Origin of the sequence: Burkholderia orbicola (genome assembly GCF_900100915.1) — a bacterium.
Classification (GTDB): domain Bacteria; phylum Pseudomonadota; class Gammaproteobacteria; order Burkholderiales; family Burkholderiaceae; genus Burkholderia; species Burkholderia orbicola.
Map to the genome: position 1 here is coordinate 369552 of NZ_FNKW01000003.1, position 16349 is coordinate 385900.

At 63.8% G+C, this 16349-nt stretch carries 16 protein-coding genes; 9 read left to right on the forward strand and 7 right to left on the reverse strand.

The genetic code is table 11. The annotated features are described in order from the left end of the window. The first annotated feature begins 132 nt into the window (after nucleotides 1-132). Nucleotides 133-789, forward strand: a complete 657-nt coding sequence (locus tag BLS50_RS36475; protein WP_012336743.1) for a GntR family transcriptional regulator — start codon at nucleotides 133-135, stop codon at nucleotides 787-789. On the opposite strand, the gene BLS50_RS31580 is transcribed toward BLS50_RS36475, so the two are convergent. The 5 genes from BLS50_RS31580 to BLS50_RS31600 form a co-directional block, all read right to left on the reverse strand. Continuing rightward, the gene (locus BLS50_RS31580; RefSeq protein ID WP_074807469.1) at nucleotides 780-2039 is read right to left on the reverse strand and encodes an ArgE/DapE family deacylase; all 1260 of its coding nucleotides are present in this window, start codon (nucleotides 2037-2039) and stop codon (nucleotides 780-782) included. The genes BLS50_RS36475 and BLS50_RS31580 overlap by 10 nt on opposite strands. A gap of 85 nt (nucleotides 2040-2124) precedes the next feature. Further along, nucleotides 2125-2862 (reverse strand): amino acid ABC transporter ATP-binding protein, encoded by a 738-nt coding sequence (locus BLS50_RS31585; RefSeq protein WP_011549776.1) that lies wholly within the window; start codon nucleotides 2860-2862, stop codon nucleotides 2125-2127. Further along, nucleotides 2840-3529, reverse strand: coding sequence for an amino acid ABC transporter permease (locus BLS50_RS31590; RefSeq protein WP_011549777.1), 690 nt, complete (start codon nucleotides 3527-3529; stop codon nucleotides 2840-2842). Before BLS50_RS31590 ends, BLS50_RS31585 begins: the two co-directional genes overlap by 23 nt. Beyond that, a complete protein-coding gene (locus BLS50_RS31595) occupies nucleotides 3529-4197 on the reverse strand; it encodes an amino acid ABC transporter permease (protein ID WP_012336745.1) in 669 nt (222 codons plus the stop codon). The genes BLS50_RS31590 and BLS50_RS31595 overlap by 1 nt, the downstream gene beginning before the upstream one ends. Nucleotides 4198-4202: 5 nt before the next feature. Further along, entirely contained in the window at nucleotides 4203-5027 is an 825-nt protein-coding gene (locus tag BLS50_RS31600; RefSeq protein WP_027810864.1) for a transporter substrate-binding domain-containing protein, read from the reverse strand. 164 nt (nucleotides 5028-5191) lie between these two features. Here BLS50_RS31600 and BLS50_RS31605 point away from each other — a divergent pair, with 164 nt between their 5' ends. From BLS50_RS31605 to BLS50_RS31640, 8 genes are all read left to right on the forward strand, one after another. After that, the gene (locus BLS50_RS31605; protein WP_027806284.1) at nucleotides 5192-5479 is read left to right on the forward strand and encodes a (2Fe-2S)-binding protein; all 288 of its coding nucleotides are present in this window, start codon (nucleotides 5192-5194) and stop codon (nucleotides 5477-5479) included. After that, nucleotides 5472-6896, forward strand: coding sequence for an FAD/NAD(P)-dependent oxidoreductase (locus tag BLS50_RS31610; protein ID WP_074807471.1), 1425 nt, complete (start codon nucleotides 5472-5474; stop codon nucleotides 6894-6896). The genes BLS50_RS31605 and BLS50_RS31610 overlap by 8 nt, the downstream gene beginning before the upstream one ends. Beyond that, the gene (locus tag BLS50_RS31615) at nucleotides 6893-8062 is read left to right on the forward strand and encodes an NAD(P)/FAD-dependent oxidoreductase (protein ID WP_053524588.1); all 1170 of its coding nucleotides are present in this window, start codon (nucleotides 6893-6895) and stop codon (nucleotides 8060-8062) included. Before BLS50_RS31610 ends, BLS50_RS31615 begins: the two co-directional genes overlap by 4 nt. Beyond that, nucleotides 8059-9009 carry a dihydrodipicolinate synthase family protein gene (locus BLS50_RS31620; RefSeq protein ID WP_074807474.1) on the forward strand — a complete coding sequence of 317 codons (951 nt, stop codon included), beginning with the start codon at nucleotides 8059-8061 and terminating at the stop codon, nucleotides 9007-9009. Before BLS50_RS31615 ends, BLS50_RS31620 begins: the two co-directional genes overlap by 4 nt. After that, nucleotides 9006-10433, forward strand: a complete 1428-nt coding sequence (gene hydA, locus BLS50_RS31625) for a dihydropyrimidinase (RefSeq protein ID WP_074807476.1) — start codon at nucleotides 9006-9008, stop codon at nucleotides 10431-10433. Before BLS50_RS31620 ends, hydA begins: the two co-directional genes overlap by 4 nt. A gap of 13 nt (nucleotides 10434-10446) precedes the next feature. Continuing rightward, nucleotides 10447-10665 (forward strand): FmdB family zinc ribbon protein, encoded by a 219-nt coding sequence (locus BLS50_RS31630; protein WP_256334270.1) that lies wholly within the window; start codon nucleotides 10447-10449, stop codon nucleotides 10663-10665. 303 nt (nucleotides 10666-10968) lie between these two features. Next, a complete protein-coding gene (tkt, locus tag BLS50_RS31635; RefSeq protein WP_074807482.1) occupies nucleotides 10969-13014 on the forward strand; it encodes a transketolase in 2046 nt (681 codons plus the stop codon). A 132-nt stretch (nucleotides 13015-13146) separates the two neighbouring features. Further along, nucleotides 13147-13461: a hypothetical protein gene (locus tag BLS50_RS31640; RefSeq protein ID WP_027806289.1), complete on the forward strand. Its 315-nt coding sequence runs from the start codon at nucleotides 13147-13149 to the stop codon at nucleotides 13459-13461. Nucleotides 13462-13575: 114 nt separating this feature from the next. Here BLS50_RS31640 and BLS50_RS31645 read toward each other — a convergent pair whose 3' ends face one another. Both BLS50_RS31645 and BLS50_RS31650 read right to left on the reverse strand, forming a co-directional pair. Then, a complete protein-coding gene (locus BLS50_RS31645; RefSeq protein WP_074807485.1) occupies nucleotides 13576-14769 on the reverse strand; it encodes a porin in 1194 nt (397 codons plus the stop codon). Between the two features lie 147 nt (nucleotides 14770-14916). Continuing rightward, nucleotides 14917-16320 carry an MFS transporter gene (locus BLS50_RS31650; protein ID WP_074807488.1) on the reverse strand — a complete coding sequence of 468 codons (1404 nt, stop codon included), beginning with the start codon at nucleotides 16318-16320 and terminating at the stop codon, nucleotides 14917-14919. Nucleotides 16321-16349: the final 29 nt, after the last annotated feature.

A 16349-nucleotide genomic window follows, 5' to 3' on the forward strand; every position in this document is an offset into this window, starting at 1 on the left:
GTGCCATGTACCCGTCAACAGGGACGGAGACGGAAATCATAGGCGTCACGTGGACGTTTCGGTTGTTACTGCATGACCAACCAACACACCGACCGTATACAATACATATACCGAAAACCATCTGCGAGACACATGACAGCGCCCGCCCCGACCCATTCCGAGAAACTCGGCGAACTCGCCTACCAAGCGTTGCGCCGCATGATCCTCGACAAAGCGCTCAGAAGCGGCGGCCCAGTCGTCGAAGGGCGCCTCGCCGAGGAGTTGAACATCTCGCGCACGCCGATGCGCGAAGCGCTCCTCCGCCTTGAAGGCGAAGGCCTGCTGGTTCGCTCTGGCGCACGTTCATACTCGGTTCGCCTCGTCAGCGCGCAAGAATACTTTCAGGCAATGAAGGTGCGAGAACTCCTGGAGTCCGAGGCCGTCGCACTCGCGATCGGCAAGATCGACAAAAAGCAGATTCATCAGCTCATCAAGAAAATCAAGTCGCTCAGCAGCGGCCAGCAGGAACAGGCACATTGGGAAGTCGACGACCAGGTGCATACGCTGATGGCCCGCGCGAGCGGCAACGATGTGCTGGCACGAACGATCGAACTCGTTCGAACCAACAGCCGGCTATTCGAGTTGGTCACGCCCTTTAATCGCATCGAGGACGATCGCGCCGAACACCTCGCGATTCTCGAAGCCTATCTGGCGGACGACGCACAGGCAGCGCGCGCCGCCGTGCGTACCCATCTTCAAAATCTCCGCCGCTACGTGCTCGAGCGTCTGGCCGAAGGCACCTATGGTTGATTCGACTCGTGCGTCGGACTCGCGAGCAGGTCCTGCAGCGCCAACGCGACCGTTTTCGTCGCGATGCGCAGGTCCTCGATTGCCACGCGCTCGTCGGCACGGTGGCCGTTCGCCTCGAGCAGCGTGCGCGGGCCCGCCCCGTAAATGACCGTCGGAACACCTGCTTCGCAATACAGGCGTGCATCCGTATAGAGCGGCACGCCTTCCGTCGGGATATCGTGACCGAACACCTCCTTGGCCGCCCGCTGGAGTGCAGCGGACAAGCGCTCTGCGCCATCGATGGCGCGCAGCGGCGACGTCACGAGAACTTCGCGAATCTCCACGTCGATGCCGGGCCAACCGGTGACTGCCGTGCCGATCAGCGTCTTCAGCTCGCTCACCACGTCGTGAGGCGATTCCTCCGGAATGACGCGCCGGTCGAGCCGGAACGTCACCTTGTCCGGCACGACGTTCGTATTGATCCCCCCTTCGATCAGGCCAACCACGAGCGTCGGATGCGAAATGCCGGGCGTCGTCGAGCGGATCTCGCGCAGTGCGTTCCGATGAGCATAAAGCGCACCGAGTACCGCAGTAGCCGCTTCCAGCGCATCATGGCCCGTATCGGGCCGTGCAGCGTGCGCCGACTTGCCGCGCACCGTCACCTCCAGATGCACCGCACCGTTATGTGCGGTCGTGATCGAATACGAGAAGCCCGCACAGATCGCATAGTCGGGCTTCACGATGCCCTGTTTCAAGAGCCAGGCGGGCCCGATCAGGCCGCCGGTCTCCTCGTCGTACGTCAAATGAAGTTCGATCGTACCAGCCAGCTGCGCACCGCTATCGATCAGCGCCTTGAGCGCGAACGCATACGTCGCGAAATCGGATTTCGATACGGCGGCGCCGCGGCCGATCATCCAGCCGTCCCGGATTTCGGCACCGTACGGATCCGCACTCCAGCCGTTGCCCGGGGGAACGACATCGCCATGCGCGTTCAGCGCCACAACCGGGCCGTCGCGGAAACGATGGCGAATGACGAGATTGGTCGCGCTGACCATACCGGCCGCCATGACCTCAGGCGCGGGCACCGAATGCCGCTCCACGGTGAAGCCCAGTGTCTCCAGCCAGTCGGCTGCCATGTCCGCATGTGCGGTGCAGTCGCCGGGTGGGTTGTCCGACGGCTTACGCACAAGTGCGGCAAGAAAATCGACCTGCGTGGCGAAATTTCGATCGATCGTGTCGAGCAGCGCTGCTGAAAGCAACTTTGCATCCATTTGCAATTCCTTGAATGGCAGTGAACTACCGCGCCGCTGCACCAGCGGTGCACGACGCGAACGTGATTTCCGGCGCCGAACCGGCTCAATGGCGCAGAATCTTTCCCACGAATTCGCGCGTCCGTGATTCTTGTGGGGCATCGAAAATTGCCTGCGGCGACCCGGACTCGACCACCTGTCCGCCCGCCATGAACACCACTTTCGTCGATACCTGCCGGACAAAGCTCATTTCGTGCGACACGATCACCATCGTGATGCCGTCCCGCGCCAGCGCGTGGATCGTATCGAGCACTTCGTTGACGAGTTCCGGATCGAGTGCCGCGGTCACCTCGTCCAGCAGCAACAGCTTGGGTTTCAGCGCCAGCGCACGGGCAATCGCGACACGCTGCTGCTGTCCGCCGGACAACTCGTCGGGATAGGCATGCAGCCGGTGAGCGAGACCGACGCGCGTGAGCAGCTCCGTTGCCTCCCGTTCAACCTGCCCGCTCGGTCTGCCGCGAATCTTCGTCGGCGTGATCATCACGTTCTCGAGCGCAGTCATGTTCTGAAACAGGTTGTATTGCTGGAACACGATTGCGACATCCGTGCGCAAGGCGCGCACGCGCTCGCGGCTGGCGTAATCGATTTCGCGCCCATCGAGCAGCACGCTGCCCTGCGCGAGCGGCAGTAACCCGAGCAGCACGCGCAACAATGTGCTCTTGCCCGATCCGGACGGACCGATCAGGCTGACGACCTCGCCTTTCTCGATGGAAAGATTGATGCGTTCGAGGACGGTATGAGCGCCATACGATGCTTTCAGATCAACGATTTCGAGTTGCGGCAAGGCTCTTCTCCAGATGCTTTCCAAAACGCGACAGCGGGTAAGACATGGCGAAATACAGCAACAGAATCGCGCCGTAGACGAGACCAGCGGAAAATCCCTTGTCGTTGAGCACCTTTCCGGCGGACGTCAGTTCCATCACGCCGATCTGCGAGGCCAGCGCGGTATCCTTGATGAACATGACGAAAAAACCGAACGTCGGCGGCACGATCACCCGCCAGGCTTGCGGCACAACCACGTACCGCAGCATTTTCAAGTAGCCGAAATTCAGCGTGACGGCCGCCTCCCGCTGATTGGGATGAACGGATTCGAGCCCGCTTCGAACGATTTCGCCGAGATACGCCGACGCAATCAGGCTTACGCTGACGAGCGCGACCGCAAATGTCGACAGCTTCGCGCCGCTCGACTGGCTCGCGAAGAACACCAGCATCAATGTGACGAGGAATGGTATACGCCGGAACACGAGGCAATACGCGAACAGCAGCGCTCGTGCAGGTGCCAGCGCGCGGGTGCGCGTCACCCGGACCACGGCGACGGCGAACCCGACGGCAAAGCCCGCGGCACACCCGACGGCGGAGAGCACGAGGGTCGCAACGAAGCCTTGTACCAGCAGCGCGGCGTTGTAGTAGGAGAACAGATGGCGCAGTTCCGACGCGGCAGTATCGACCATCAAAACACCTTTATCTTCGCTCGGCAGGCATACCGCCCAAATGCCGCGAGCGCGAACGTCGCAATCAACGTGATCGCGATGTACATCACCGCCGCCACGCTAAACGCCTCGATGGACAGATACGTCTGCGAACTGAGATTGAACGTTCGCCCGGTCAATTCCTCGACACCGAACACCGATGCCATCGAAGTCCCGAGCGTCATCATGATGAACTGGTTCGACAACGGCGGAAACATGACTTTCAACACATGCGGAAAGATGACGTAACGCACTATCTGCGCGGTCGAAAACCCGAGCACCTCTGCCGCCTCGATCTCTGCTTGACGCACCGACGCGAAACCGGCGCGCTGGATTTCGCACAGGTAGGCGCCTGCATTGAAGGTCGCGCCGATCAGCACCGCCGAAAACGGGCTCAGCGTCACGCCGACTTCCGGCAGCGCGAAGAACAGGAAGAAGATCTGGACGAGCTGCGGCGTGTTGGTCGCGAACATGACGTAGGCGGCGACGACTCGCCTTAGCGAGGCCGGCCCGTAATGCAAAATGGACGCGCATACGACGCCGATCAGCATGCCGAACACGAACGCGAGCATGGCGATCTGCAGGCTCAGCCATGCACCTGCGAGCAGATACGGCCACTGTTCGAGGATCGGGGCGAACTGAAGTGCCATCGTCGTCACTTTGCGGCGGTCATAGGCGCCGCAGTCGGATCGTGCAGCATCGGGCCGCCGAACCAGCGCTTCCAGCTGGCCGCGACGAAGCCCGTTTTATGCAGCGTGGCGATTTCCTTGTTCAAACGTTCGGTCAGCGCGGCATTGCCCTTTCGGATACCGATGCAATCGTAGTCGACCTCGATCGGTGAATCGACGACTCGCCATTTCGTCGGATAGTTCTTCGTATAGCTCAGCATGAAATCGAGCACATCGATCAGCGCATCGGCACGTCCCTGGGCAATCGCACGCACCGCGTCCGGGTAGTTGTCGAGCAACAGCAATTGCGCCTTGGGCAACTGTTCCTGGATCAGCTTCACCGGCGTCGTGCCGCGAACCTGTACCAGCCTGACCGAGGGATCGTTCAGTTGCGTGTAGTCCTTGAACGTGGTGGCCTGCGTCGTCAGGACGCCCAGCACCTCGGTATTCACCGGATCGGTGAAATCGATCACCTTCAACCGGTCCGGGTTGCGGGTCATGCCGCCCATCACGGCATCGATCTTGTCGGCCATCAGGAACGGCACGCGATCGGCCGATCCGACGGGAACGATTTCGAGCTTCACACCGAGCGCATCGGCCAGCTTGCGGGCAACGCTGACATCGAAGCCGTCGATCGTATTCTTCGCGTCGTACAAACCGAGCGGCGGCAAGTTCGGATTGATACCGAACACGATCTTCTTTGATTCGAGGATTTCTTGCAGTGAACGCGCGTGGGCCGGGAACGCGCCGATCAGCGCGACAGCGGCGAGGCCGGCGGCAAGAAGACGGCTCAGGATGATCGGAGGCTGCATGGAAAGCTCCTAACGGTACGGGTCGGGTTGCAAGGATTCGGGCTGGAAACGCTCGCCTCGAAGTACGATTTTTTTGGTGATTTTGCGTATACGAATCGTATACGTTAGTATCAAATCATCGCCCAAATTTGTTGTCAAGCAACGCTGTGCAACCGGAGAACGTCATGCGAAACGAGATCGCGGATCAGGCTGCCACGGTCGAATTCTTCTTCGACGAACGAAAGTTCACTGCCCGCGCGGGCGAATGCGTCGCGGCGGCCCTGTTCGCCGCCGGCGTCAAGACGCTTCGCAAGAGTCCCCGCCTGCTTCAGCCGCGCGGCATGTTCTGCTTGATGGGGTCGTGTCAGGAATGCCTCGTCATGGTCAACGGCGAACGCTTGCTCGCTTGCCGCACGACGGTGACGGCGGCACTGCGCGTTCGGTCAGTTCCGGAGGTCTACGTCCATGACTGATTTCGATCTGGTCGTGCTGGGCGGTGGACCGGCCGGTGCGAACGCGGCGCTTGCCGCAGCCGGGGCAGGATTGAAGGTGGCGCTATTCGACGAGAATCGCGCGATCGGTGGACAGGTCTATCGAGCGCCGGTCGATCCGCGACCGGTCGACGGTGACGCGGAGCGCGAGGACGGCGACGCATTGCGAGCAGCCGTCGAAACGAGCGACGTGTCCGTATTCACCGATCATGCGGTGTGGTCGATCGGCGGCAACTACCGTATCGACGCAGTCGGACCGCGCGGCCTGGTTCAATGCAACGCGCGCGCACTCGTCGTCGCAACCGGCACGACGGAACGCGTCGTGCCTTTCGACGGCTGGACGACGCCGGGTGTCATCGGCCTCGCCGCCGCAACCATTCTGCTGAAATCGCAGCACCGGCTGCCCGGGCGAACGACGCTCGTGGCGGGATGCGGACCGCTGCTCGCCGCCGTCGCGGCGAAAACGATCCTGAAAGGTGGCCTGGTCGTCGGGATAGCCGATCTGGCGGGACATGCGGACTGGTTGCGCACGCTACCATCGATGTCGGGGCGCCCCGGCCTGTTGCGCCAGGGTTTTGACTGGTGGCGTGTCATCCGGCGTGCCGGGGTACCGATTCATTCGCGTCATACCATCGTGCGCGTCGAGCCGCACGGCGAGCGCCTGCTCGCCACGCTGGCCCGATGCGATGCTGCCGGACGTCCGATCGACAACGCGCGCACGACGGTCATCGCCGACTGTGTCGCGGTCGGCCATGGCCTCACGCCTTCCACCGATGTGACGCGCCTGCTCGGCGCGTCGCACCGCTATTCCCGCGATGCCGGAGGATGGGTTGCCAGTGCCGACGATGACGGCCGGACATCCCGGTCCGGCCTCTACGTCGCGGGCGACGCGGCCGGGCTCGCCGGTGCGGCAGCAGCCGCCATTCACGGAAAACTCGCCGGCATTGCCTGCGCGCTCGACTTGTCGGCGCCCGATGTCGCGCGCGTGACCGAGCGGCTCGACAGTTTGCGCCGTGCATATCGGAAAGCGGCACGGGCCGGTCGTGCCATGGCCCGTCTGATGGCCCTGCGGCCGGGCCAGGCAGACGCGATCGGTGCAGATACGATCATCTGTCGCTGCGAAGACGTGCGACGTAGCGAGATCGACGCTGCGATCGACGCCGGTGCACTCGACATCAATCAGTTGAAGGCCTGGACACGCTGCGGCATGGGACCGTGCCAGGGGCGCACCTGCGGCGACATCGCTGGCGAATTACTTGCAAGCCGTGCGGAAGTCGGAACACGTGAAGCAGCCGGCTGCCTGACCGCGCGCGCGCCGTTGCGGCCCGTTCCCATCGGCGCACTCACCGGGACGTTTTGCTATGACGACATTCCGATTCCGCAGGCTGCACCGCTATGAAAGCGATACCCCATCGTATCTCCGGCCATTACGACGCTGCCGTGGTCGGCGGCGGCGTCATGGGATGCACGACCGCCCTGTTTCTGGCCCGCGCCGGGATGCGCGTCGTACTGCTGGAACGGGATGCGCTGTGTCGAGCCGCGTCGGGCGTCAACGCCGGCACGCTGACGCTGCACATGACGCGAGCCGCCCTCGTTCCCTATGCCCTCCGCGCGTGGGACATGTGGATGCATGCCGATACCTGGCTCGGCGGCGGCGTACTCGCGACGGCCGCGGCGGGACTGTCGCTCGCGTTCACCGATGCCGAATGCGCGCTGCTGAGGAAGCGGGCCGACGCGCGCCGTCAATACGGCGCTGCAATCGATCTGATATCCGCCGCTGACGCGTGCGGGATCGAGCCCGGGCTCAATCCCGCCGTGCGCGAGGCGGCATTCTGCGCGACCGACGGCTTCGCAACCGCCTATCTGACGGGGCGCGCCTATCACGCAGCGTTGCGCGAGGCGGGGGTCGAGATTCTGGAGCAGACGCCAGTCACGCACATTGACCGCGCGAATGGCCGTTATCGTCTGCACGGCCCGGACAGCGCGGTGTCCGTCGATGCGACGCGTCTCGTGATGGCAGGCGGCGTATGGCTGGAACCTCTCCTCGCGTTGCTCGACATTCACATTCCGGTCAAGACGCTCGTCAATCAATTGATCGTCACCGAACGGATGCCGCCGGTGATGCGCTCAGTGTTGAGCATCGCAAACGGGCTCCTCTCGCTCAAGCAATTCGCGAACGGCACCGTCCTGATCGGCGGTGGCTGGCAAGGCATCGGCGACCGCCGGCGTGGGGCAGTCGAAGCCTTGCCGCAGAACCTGATCGGCAACCTGCGTCTCGCGCAGCACGTCATTCCGGCCCTCGAGCACGCGCGCGTCGCAAGAATCTGGCTCGGCCTCGAGGCGGAAACCGCGGATGCGATGCCGATGATCGGCGCGCTACCCGGGCACGACGATGCCTGGGTAATCGGCTGTGTGCATTCCGGCTACACGAGCGGCCCTTACATGGGCAGGTTGCTGGCCGATGCGATGCTTGGCCGGACACTCGAAATGCCGCTCTTCGACCCCGCGCGGCTGATCGCATCAACGGGTACGCCCACCCTGACCTCACCGGAAGCCACCGCATGATTCCATCGACACCGCACCCGTTCCACGGCGTGTACGCCGCCACGCTATGCCCGCTCGACGCGCACGGTCGCACGCTCGACGAGACCGCGCTCGCCCGCCATCTCGACGATGTCACATCGGTGCCTGGCATCGTCGGCCTCCTGGTCAACGGGCACGCCGGCGAAAACCATGCACTTTCCCGTGATGAAAAACGACGCGTCGTCGAAATCGCGCATGCAGTTTGCGGCGATCGTTCGATCATCGTCGCCGGCGTCAATGCGGAGGACAGCTACGAAGCGCAACGCCATGCCGACGATGCCAAACGCGCAGGCGCCGATGCGCTGCTCCTGTTTCCGCCATTCTCCTGGGCGCTGTCTACCGATCGTGACATCGTCCTCGCGCATCACCATATCGCGAACGCCGCTGCGCGCCTGCCGATGATCCTTTATCAGGCAGGCGTCAATACCGGTGCAATGGCGTATCCGCCCGATACGCTCGCTGCGCTCGCCGCTCTGCCGGACGTGGTTGCCGTCAAGGAGGGCAGTTGGGAAACCAGTGCGTACGACGCCAATCGGAGGCTCCTGCGGGAGGTCGCGCCACACGTCGCGGTGATGGCGTCCGGCGACGAGCATCTGTTCACATGCTTTGCCTTGGGAACGGAGGGCAGTCTCGTCAGTCTCGCGGCGCTCGTTCCGGTGCAGATCGTTGCGCTCTATCGCGCGGTGGCGGAAGGTCGGCTCGCCGACGCGCAGCGTGCGCACTCGATGCTCTACCCGCTTGCCAAGGCGATCTACGGCACCGCGCCCGGCTCGCGCGCCACCGCACGGCTCAAGGCATGCCTTCACCTGGCCGGCAAGTTTCCACATCCGACGGCACGCCCGCCAGTCACACCGTTGTCCGCCGACGAAATTTCACGCCTCGAAGCCGCCCTCGCTCTCGCCCTCGAACCAGACCGGAGTTCCACATGACGCACGCCACACCCCGTACCCTCATCAAGGGCGGCCGCCTGATCACGGCGGTCGACGACTACGTCGCCGACCTCATCGTCGAGGGGGAGCGCATCGCGTGCATCGGTCACGCGCTCGAAGTCAGCCCGGACACCCACGTGATCGATGCCAGCGGCTTGCTGGTATTTCCCGGCGGCGTCGACTGCCATACCCACATGGAAAACACCTTCGGCACATCGACCACTTGCGACAATTTCGCATCCGGCACACGATCGGCCGCGTTTGGCGGCACTACCACGATCGTCGACTTCGCGCTGCAGACACCCGGCACGAGCCCGCTTGAAGCGATCGCGCGCGCTGGGGCAAAAGCGTCGTCCGCCGCCAATATCGACTATGGCTTCCATGTGATCGTCACGCAAGTCGACGAGCAGGTTCTGGCAGACATGCGTGACGCGATCCGGCATGAAGGCGTGTCGAGTTTCAAGATGTTCATGGCCTACCCCGGGACCGTGATGTCCGACGATGCGGCGATCTTCCAGGCCATGCGCATGGTCGGCCAGCATGGCGGGATGATCGCGCTCCACGCGGAAAACGGCACCGTGATCGATCTGCTGATTCGCGAGGCGATCGCTCAGGGCCACACTTCCCCCCGTTATCACGCACTGACTCGTCCGGCCATCATGGAGGGCGAAGCGACTCACCGCGGCATCAAGCTGGCCGAGCTTGCGGAAGCGCCCGTCTACTTCGTGCATCTCTCTGCCAAGGAAGCCCTCAAGCACGTGATCGAAGCGCGCGACCTGGGCATTCCGGTCTTCGCCGAAACCTGTCCGCACTATCTGTTCTTCGACGAGTCCGTTTATGCCGACGACAATTTCGATCTGGCCCGCTACGTGATGAGCCCGCCACTGCGTTCAAAGGAAGCGCAGCATGCGCTCTGGACGGCGCTCAGGACCGACGACCTGCAATTGATCTCCACCGACCATTGCCCTTACTGCATGAAGGAAGGCCATCGCGGAAACTTCAATCAGAAACCGCTCGGCGCGAGCGATTTCTCGAAGATCCCGAACGGCGTCCCTGGCGTCGAAACGAGAATGACCGTCGTCTACGACGGCGGCGTACGCGATGGCAAGATTTCGCTGAACCGGTTTGTCGAGTTGATGTCGACCGCGCCGGCGAAACTGTTCGGCCTGTTTCCACGGAAAGGTACGCTCGCGATCGGCAGTGACGCGGATATCGTGTTGTTCGATCCGGACGAACGGCACACGATCAGCGCGCACACGCAGCACAGCGACTGTGATTTCACGCTGTTCGAAGGGCGTCAAGTGACAGGGCGTGTCAAGAAAGTGATGCTGCGTGGACAATGGCTTGTCGACGATGACGAGTGGGTCGGCCCGACGGGACGCGGACGGTTTGTCGCGCGGGGCGAGCTCGGCGCGCTCGGATGATCACGACATGCCAATGTACGAGTACGCATGTCCCGGCTGCGGCGTATTCGACGCGCGCCGCACGGTCTCCGAACGAGATATTCCTGCGTGCTGCCCTCGATGCGGACAACATGCGCCGCGCGTCAGGCTGACGCTTCCGTCGATATACCGGTCGAATCATGATGCTTCGCACGAGGGCGACGATGGTGCGTACCTAAAGTCCCGATTCGATTGCGCTTGCTGTAGATCGTAGTCTTTAGCCGTTTTCGCCTCGCCCCCTTGGCGTGAAAAAGGGTTGAATCCCCACGCCGACTCACAACAACGTCACCAGCGTCCTGATCCCCCAGATGAACGGATTGCCCAACCGCCGTTCGGTACGCAACGCCGCGTCGTCCCGCGCCCATTTCCTCCAACAGTTCGACGTCCATTCGCGCCCCGGAACGTCCCTCCGTCCGCCGCAGAACTGACCTCAACTCGCCCATAAGCTTGCACCCGTGGAAAAGGCATGGATATTGCCCCGTAGCCTCATCTTTCCGAGCGAAAAACAGGAGAACCGATGAGCGATCCCACCGCACATTCCCGCACGACCGCCAAAGCGGTGCCGCCCCCGCGAGACCCGCATCTACGCGCGCTGGCGAACTGTATTCGCTTCCTTGCAATGGATGCAGTACAGAATGCCAACAGCGGCCATCCTGGTGCGCCAATGGGGCTGGCCGACGTTGCGACGGTCCTGTTCAAGGAGTTCATGCAATTTGATGCATCCGCCCCCCACTGGATCGATCGGGACCGGTTGGTCCTTTCCAACGGACACGCATCGATGCTCCTCTACAGCCTGCTCTATCTCACGGGCTATGCCGACATGACCCTCGACGAGCTCAAGCGCTTCCGGCAAGTCGGCAGCAAGACGCCGGGGCATCCGGAGTATTCGCACGCCGATGGAATCGAACTGACGACCGGTCCCCTCGGGCAAGGCATCGCGGAATCAGTCGGCATGGCGTTGGCCGAGCGCGTCATGAATGCGCACTTCGGCGATGACCTCGTCGATCACTACACATACGTATTTCTCGGCGACGGTTGCCTGATGGAAGGCATTAGTCACGAGGCCATTTCGTTGGCCGGCCACCTCCGGTTGGGCAGACTGATCGCGTTCTGGGACAACAATTCGATTTCCATCGACGGCGCCACGAAACTCGCGGTCTCGGACAACGAGATCGAGCGCTTTCACTCGGCTGGGTGGCATGTCCTGGAAATCGACGGTCACGATACGGACGCGATACGACGCGCGATCGAGACCGCCAGGACAACGCATGACAGACCGACGTTGATCGCATGCAGGACGATCATCGGGTTCGGCTTTCCGACGAAGGCTGGCACCGAGAAAGCCCATAGCGATGCCCCGGGCGAGGATGAAATCGCGGGCGCACGCCAGGCCCTCGATTGGCATTCGCCGCCGTTCGAAATCCCGGATGACCTGCTGAAAGCATGGCGGGAGATCGGGGCGCGCGGCCGCACGGCAAGACTCGCGTGGGATGAGCGTGTCCGCCGGGCGCCGCAGGCGCTGCGTACCGAATTCGACCGGCGCAATGCGGGAAGGCTTCCGGATGACTGGAAGACGGCGATTGCGGCGGCACGGCAGGCGTTTGTTGCCGCAGGCGGTGCAATGGCCACCCGCAAGGCCAGCGGTGAAGTGCTTGATCATCTCTTCGACGCGATTCCGGAATTGCTGGGCGGCTCGGCGGATCTCACGCAGTCCAACAATACGAAGACGAAGAACCAGATCGCGATCGAGCCCGGGCAGTTCAAGGGTTCATATGTCCACTACGGCGTCCGCGAACACGGCATGGCCGCCGCCATGAACGGCATTGCCCTTCACGGCGGCCTCATTCCGTACGGTGGCACCTTTCTGTGTTTTTCGGACTACTGCCGCCCGGCGATCCGGTTGAGCGCGATGATGCGGGTGCGCTCCATCTTCGTGATGACGCACGATTCCATCGGTCTCGGAGAAGATGGCCCGACGCATCAACCCGTCGAGCACCTTGCCGCCCTTCGGGCCATTCCCCAGCTCGCCGTCTATCGGCCGGCCGATCCAGTCGAAACGGCAGAGTGCTGGGAACTGATTCTCGAACAGCCCCGCAGGGCTGCGCTGCTCGCATTGTCACGACAGCCGGTCCCGCTCCTGCGCAACGAGCCCGGAAACGAAAACAAGTCGGCGCGCGGCGCCTATGTCTTGCGGGAGGCCGATGGCGGGCCACGCCGACTCACCCTGCTCGCGACAGGCTCGGAGGTCGACCTCGCCGTCCAGGCACGCGACATCCTGCAGCAGGAAGGCGTGCCGACGGCCGTCGTATCGATGCCGTGCCGCCTGCTCTTCGAGGAGCAACCACGCGATTACCAGCGGGCCGTGCTGGGCACGTCTCCCGCGAGAGTCGCGGTCGAGGCGGCGGTCGAACTGGGATGGGAGCGGTACCTCGGACCGGAAGGCCGGTTCGTCGGCATGCACAGCTTCGGCGAGTCGGGAAAAATCAAGGACGTGTACAAAAAATTCGACATCACGGTCGATGCGGTCGTTCGCGCGGCGCGTCAGGTGCTGTCCGAAGTGTGACACTGCGGCAATTCACTCGAGAGGCGATGACCTCGCGGGGTTCCTGGATACGCTTGGAGAAGTGGGCGGCCTCGATTTTCGGCGAATTCTCGCGTAGCGTTAGAATAGCGCCCCTTCTCATGGGAGACGACAATGTCCTGGTTCGTTTATGAAGTGCCCGAATACCACGAAGACGCCGCGCGCATCGAACCCTTCAGCGAGCTGCGTAGCCGCGTGCTGAAAGCCGGCGGGCCGGCCATGGCAGACGACCTGGAAAGCGTTCGCGAAAACGCTGCGGCGACAGCGGACACGCCGGAGCGCCCGCTGCGTACTCCGGAAAATCCGCAGGTCTTTCCGATTCCTTACGCCGACTCCATGATCCTGGTCGGGTTCATCTTCGACCTGAAGCGCGAATTCCGGCAACTGGTCGTATCGCCCGTGGAAATGCCCTGGCTGAAAGACGCGTAACGCGTGGCGCAGGCGGGACGTCACACCGGGCGCTCCGTTCACGGAACGTCGTGACGACGCTGTCCCGTTCGGCAAGCGGCAACGCGCGCCGGCCCGCCGCGCGCCACTCGCAGGCTAGAAGCGATGCCGCAGCCCCGCCAGCACCGCGATCTGGCTGCTACGCCCCGCCCCCGCCGGTCCGAAGAAGTTGATCGCAACGGTGCTCGCATCGCCGGCCCGCCGCTGATAGACCATCGACATGTGCAGATCGGTGCGCTTCGACAGCAGGTAGGTGATGCCCGCATCCACCTGATGCCATCTCGGCCGGTCGCCGGTCGCGAACGACGTGGCGCCGCTGCCGGTATACCCATGCCCATCGGTGAAGATGTAGCCGACCCCCGCGATCAGCACCGGTGTGAAGTTGTAGCGCCCGTTGATCTCGTAGTTGTCGACGCGCAGGCTGTGGCCGCCGCGATAAACGAGCCGCGTGTCGGTGACGACGAGGTTTACCGCTGCCGCGCCGAACGAATAGCCGGCGCCCAGTGCCGAGATGCGCTGACGCTCGACGAAGCCAGCGTTGTAGAAGATGCTGGTCGAACCGCTGTACTCGTCGCCGATCGCGCCGTTCGGATTATTCCCCGACGACGCAATCCCCGCCGACGGATTGTTCAGTTGCAGATAGCTCGCGACCACATGCAACGGTCCGCGCAGGTAATCGAGCCCGAAGCCGTACGCGCGGTTGTTGGCGAAGCCTTGGCCGGCGCCGCCGCCCGCCTGGTTGCTGAATGCATAGAGCGCGCCGAGCTTCAGTCCCGCGAGCGGACTCACCTCGTACTTGACGCTGTTGTTCAGGCGAAACGTCTGGAAGCTGTCGTCGACGTCCCCGATGTGCGCGCCGTAGATGCTGCCGAACTGAAGCCATGCCATCAGCGGTGCGACGTAGTCGAACGTGTAGTCATACTGACGGCCGAGCGTCAGCTTGCCGTACTGTTTGCTCGACAAGCCGACGTACGCCTGCCGTCCGAATAGCCGGCCGCCCTGCGACGACGTGCCGTTCAATCCGCTGAACCCCGCTTCGAGCTGGAACACCGCGGAGAGGCCGCCGCCGAGATCCTCGCGCCCGAGGAAACCCAGGCGGTCACCGCTGCCCCAGCCGGTCGCCATTGACCAGCGCGACGCGCCCTGTGCCTTGATCGACGACGCGACCGTATTCGTCCAGGCAATGCCCGTATCGATGATGCCGTACAACGTGACCGAGCTTTGCGCATGGACCGTGAGCGGCGCCGCGAGGGCGCAAGCCACCGCAGCAGTGCAGACTGCTGTTTTCATCGTGCTTCTCCGGTTTCGATGGAATGAGGTGATGCGGATCGAAGGCGGCGGGAACGCGCGGCGGGCGCGAACGCGCCGCATGCATCGCACCGGCGACCGTGCGCGAGCGCGCGCCGCGCCCGGCCGGCCCCGCCGCTGCCGCTGTTCCTAGCGCTCCGCCGCGGGTAGCGGCGGCTCGGCGCCGACGGGATCACACGCCGCGAGCCCGTCGTCGTGCGTGTCGCCGGGCCGGTACATCCGACCGAGCACGAACATCAGCGCCGCGACGGCGACGACCGGCAGCGCCGCGACCTGGAACAGCTCGCGCACCGGCACATGCGCGGCGAGCAGCATCCCGCCGATCATCGGGCCGGAGATCGAGCCGATCTTCGCGACGCCGATCGCGGTGCCGGTGCCTTTCGAGCGGAAGCTGGTCGGATAGACGATCGATGCGACGGCATTGAGCCCTGCCTGGGTGCCGGCGACGCAGAAGCCGACGCCGAACACGGCGGCCGTCAGCCAGGCGGTCTCGAGGTTCATGCCGAGCGCCGCGACGAGCGGAAAGCCGACGAGCGGCAGACAGGTGACGAGCCGCACGCCATGGCGGTCGATGAAGCGCATCAGCACGAGGCCGCCGAGCGTGCCGCCGACGGAGAACAGCGTCGTCATCAGCGCGGCGCGATGCGCGGCGACGCCGGTCGCCTCGATCAGTACCGGCAGCCAGTTTTGCAGGAAGAACAGCGCCATCGAATTCGCGATGTACGCGAGCCACAGCGCGGTCGTCACGTAGCGCAACCGGCCGGCGAACAGCATGCGCGGCGAGAACTTCGCGACGCGGCGCTCGTCGGTCACGACGAAGCGCGCATCCGGCGGCAACGCGAGTTCGGGCCGCACGCGCGCGGCAGTCGCGGCAATGCCGTCGCGGGGCCAGCTCTTCAGTACCTGATAGCGCAGCGACTCCGGCATCACGAACGACAGCGCGGCGGCCACCACGAGCGGCGCGAGGCCGCCGACCACGAATACCGCCGGCCAGCCGAAGTGCGGCACGAGCCACACGGCGACGCCGCCGCCGAAGCCCGCCCCGAGCGTATAGCCGGTGAACATCAGCGTGACCCAGGTCGCCCGCAACCGCTTCGGCGCGAATTCCGACACGAGCACGAATGCGTTCGGCACCGCGCCGCCGATGCCGATGCCCGCGGCGAAGCGCAGCCACAGCAGGTGGTCGACACTCGACGCCCATGCGGTCGCGAGCGTGATGAGCCCGTACCAGCATGCACCGAACAGGATCGCGCGCTTGCGCCCGATCCGGTCGCCGATATAGCCGAACAGGATCGAGCCGATCATGATGCCGAAGACGTTGGCGCCGAACACCGGCCCGAGCACGCTGCGCTCGATGTGCCAGGCGCGAATCAGCGAAGGCGCGGCGAACGCCAGCGCACTGAGCTCGTAGCCGTCGGTCAGCATCACGAGCCAGGTCGACGCGATCAGCAGGATCGCGAAGCGGCCGATTCTCTGTTCGTCGATCAGGCGCGACACGTCCACCGTGCGCGCATCGGGCAAGCGTTGAATCATCGTCTCCTCCTCAGGTGCCACGTCGGCGC

Excerpts from the sequence above, each read along its gene's own strand:
- BLS50_RS36475 (WP_012336743.1), top strand. The coding sequence starts at position 133 with ATGACAGCGCCCGCCCCGACCCATTCCGAGAAACTCGGCGAACTCGCC.
- BLS50_RS31580 (WP_074807469.1), bottom strand. The coding sequence starts at position 2,039 with ATGGATGCAAAGTTGCTTTCAGCAGCGCTGCTCGACACGATCGATCGA.
- BLS50_RS31590 (WP_011549777.1), bottom strand. The coding sequence starts at position 3,529 with ATGGTCGATACTGCCGCGTCGGAACTGCGCCATCTGTTCTCCTACTAC.
- BLS50_RS31595 (WP_012336745.1), bottom strand. The coding sequence starts at position 4,197 with ATGGCACTTCAGTTCGCCCCGATCCTCGAACAGTGGCCGTATCTGCTC.
- BLS50_RS31600 (WP_027810864.1), bottom strand. The coding sequence starts at position 5,027 with ATGCAGCCTCCGATCATCCTGAGCCGTCTTCTTGCCGCCGGCCTCGCC.
- BLS50_RS31605 (WP_027806284.1), top strand. The coding sequence starts at position 5,192 with ATGCGAAACGAGATCGCGGATCAGGCTGCCACGGTCGAATTCTTCTTC.
- BLS50_RS31610 (WP_074807471.1), top strand. The coding sequence starts at position 5,472 with ATGACTGATTTCGATCTGGTCGTGCTGGGCGGTGGACCGGCCGGTGCG.
- BLS50_RS31615 (WP_053524588.1), top strand. The coding sequence starts at position 6,893 with ATGAAAGCGATACCCCATCGTATCTCCGGCCATTACGACGCTGCCGTG.
- BLS50_RS31620 (WP_074807474.1), top strand. The coding sequence starts at position 8,059 with ATGATTCCATCGACACCGCACCCGTTCCACGGCGTGTACGCCGCCACG.
- hydA (WP_074807476.1), top strand. The coding sequence starts at position 9,006 with ATGACGCACGCCACACCCCGTACCCTCATCAAGGGCGGCCGCCTGATC.
- BLS50_RS31630 (WP_256334270.1), top strand. The coding sequence starts at position 10,447 with ATGTACGAGTACGCATGTCCCGGCTGCGGCGTATTCGACGCGCGCCGC.
- tkt (WP_074807482.1), top strand. The coding sequence starts at position 10,969 with ATGAGCGATCCCACCGCACATTCCCGCACGACCGCCAAAGCGGTGCCG.
- BLS50_RS31640 (WP_027806289.1), top strand. The coding sequence starts at position 13,147 with ATGTCCTGGTTCGTTTATGAAGTGCCCGAATACCACGAAGACGCCGCG.
- BLS50_RS31645 (WP_074807485.1), bottom strand. The coding sequence starts at position 14,769 with ATGAAAACAGCAGTCTGCACTGCTGCGGTGGCTTGCGCCCTCGCGGCG.
- BLS50_RS31650 (WP_074807488.1), bottom strand. The coding sequence starts at position 16,320 with ATGATTCAACGCTTGCCCGATGCGCGCACGGTGGACGTGTCGCGCCTG.